The 2,083-nt window shown below is 63.3% G+C and carries 3 protein-coding genes; 1 reads left to right on the top strand and 2 read right to left on the bottom strand.

The window, feature by feature from the left end; translation table 11 throughout:
• Positions 1 to 781 (top strand): pirin family protein (locus VK519_RS02955; RefSeq protein ID WP_324347517.1); only part of this gene is annotated, 781 nt, incomplete at its 5' end.
• Here VK519_RS02955 and VK519_RS02960 read toward each other — a convergent pair.
• Both VK519_RS02960 and VK519_RS02965 read right to left on the bottom strand, forming a co-directional pair.
• Complete coding sequence (locus VK519_RS02960) at positions 774 to 1,421, bottom strand: dihydrofolate reductase family protein (protein ID WP_324347519.1); 648 nt, start codon at positions 1,419 to 1,421, stop codon at positions 774 to 776. The genes VK519_RS02955 and VK519_RS02960 overlap by 8 nt on opposite strands.
• Positions 1,422 to 1,589: 168 nt before the next feature.
• Positions 1,590 to 2,083 (bottom strand): aldo/keto reductase (locus VK519_RS02965; RefSeq protein ID WP_324347521.1); only part of this gene is annotated, 494 nt, incomplete at its 5' end.

The following is a 2,083-nucleotide window of genomic DNA, read 5'->3' on the forward strand; positions in this document are numbered from 1 at the left end:
TGCGGGCCCACATGAAGGCCATGTCCGGCATTGGCGTCCACGGGCCCCGCGTCCGCATATCGGCCTGCAGACCTTCACCTGGATGATCGAAGGCGAGATCATGCATCGCGACACCCTGGGCTACGAGCAACTGATACGCCCGGGCCAGGTCAACCTGATGACGGCCGGTCGTGGCATCGCCCACGCGGAAGACGAAGCGTCGCCTGCTACCGGACGCCTGCATGCCGTGCAACTCTGGATCGCGCTTCCCGAGGCCGAACGCCATCGGCCACCGGCCTTCCAGCACTATCCGACGCTGCCCATCGTCGACCAGGGCGGCTTCCACATTACCGTGCTGGTTGGCGAAGCCTTCGGGCAACGGGCCGCACCTGAGGTTTATTCGCCCCTGGTTGGCATGGACCTGACTGCCGACGATGCAGCGCGCTTGACGGTTCCCCTTCAATCAAATTTCGAATACGCCGTGCTTGTGCTCAGCGGTGAGGCCCGGATCGAAGGTGAAGCACTCGAACCCGATACCCTGCTCTATCTCGGCAGCGGCCGGGGGCAGCTGGACCTGCAATGCGCCTCGGCATGCCGGCTGGTTCTTATCGGCGGCGAGCCCTTCGGCGAGGAAATTCTTCTGTGGTGGAATTTCGTCGCCAGGCTTCCTGAGGAAATGGAGCAAGCCACCGCCGCGTGGAATGAGCACCGGCATTTCGGCGAGGTCAAGGGCAGTCCGTCGCCCCGGCTTGTCGCACCCGCCGTACCTGCATTGCGCCAGCCGGCACCGCCCTTCAGCTGAACCGGCTGAGCACGATGTGCGTCGCGTGCTCGGTCGCCGCCTGCTCGACCACGTTGAATCCCAGGGCAGGCAAGTCGATGCCCCGGAACATCGCTTCACCCTGCCCCAACACGACGGGGGCGATGGCGAAGTGCATTTCGTCGATAAGCCCTGCCTGGAGATAGTGCCTCACTGTCGACACGCCGCCGCCGATCTTTATGTCCTTGCCACCGGCGACGGCCCGGGCTTGTCCAAGTGCGGCTTCGATGCCCGCGGTCACGAAATGGAACGTCGTGCCGCCCTCCATCACGATGGGGTCGCGTGCGTAGTGCGTGAGAATGAACGTGGGAGCGTGATAAGGCGGATCGTCTCCCCACCAGCCCCTCCAGGCCATGTCCGGCCAGTCGCCGCGGATGGGGCCGAACATGTTGCGGCCCAGGATGAAGGCACCAAAGCCGTCCATTGAGCGTTGGGCGTAGTGTTCGTCGATGCCCTCCGAACCGCCGCTTTCGCCGATCATCGCGTTGAAGGTCCTCGTACCGAACATCCACTGGTGCAGCTCCAGCCCGCGCTTGCCTAGTGGATTCTCCGGGCTCTGTTCGGGCCCTGCCCCAAAACCATCAATGGAAAGTGAGAAACCAGCAACCCGAATCTTCGCCATGGCATACCCCCCGAAAGTCGCTCGACAACGTCAGCACCTTGGTCGACACCCCGCCCGGCCCCAGTGTGCCCTATGCGGGAAGGCGCGTCTTATAGAATTTCGGCCATACGCCGTTGGCGTAAACACGAGTTCCATGCGTTCATCCGCCCTGCCTGGCGTTGTTTTGGCTTATGCGTGCCCGAGCACCCGGTGTGGCTGGTAGGCAGCTTCAAGGCTGGCACGTTCGTTCGGTGACAACACCAGCGCAACCGCCTCAACTGCCTGCTCAAGATGCGCCATCTTGGTAGCACCGATGATCGGTGACGTCACACCAGGCTGATGCAACAACCACGACAACGCCACCTGCGCCTGCGCGACACCGCGGTCATGAGCGACGCGAGCGACCGCATCGACCACCTGGCAATCGCTTTCGGTGTAGTACAGCTCGCGGGCAAAGGCATCGCTACCCGCCCGCGTAGTGGCCTCCGCGCTGCGCGGCCGGGTCAGGAAGCCACGGGCCAGCGGGCTCCACGGAAGGATTCCAACGCCTTGCGCGCGACACAGCGGCAACATTTCGCGTTCTTCTTCGCGGTACACCAGGTTGTAGTGATTCTGCATGGAGACGAAACGCGTCCAGCCATGCAGGTCACACACGTGCAGCGATTTGGCGAATTGCCACGCGA

The organism is Pinirhizobacter sp., from assembly GCF_035317885.1.
GTDB lineage: Bacteria > Pseudomonadota > Gammaproteobacteria > Xanthomonadales > Rhodanobacteraceae > Pinirhizobacter.

Coding starts and splice junctions, on each gene's coding strand:
- VK519_RS02960 (WP_324347519.1), bottom strand. CDS start 1,421: ATGGCGAAGATTCGGGTTGCTGGTTTCTCACTTTCCATTGATGGTTTT.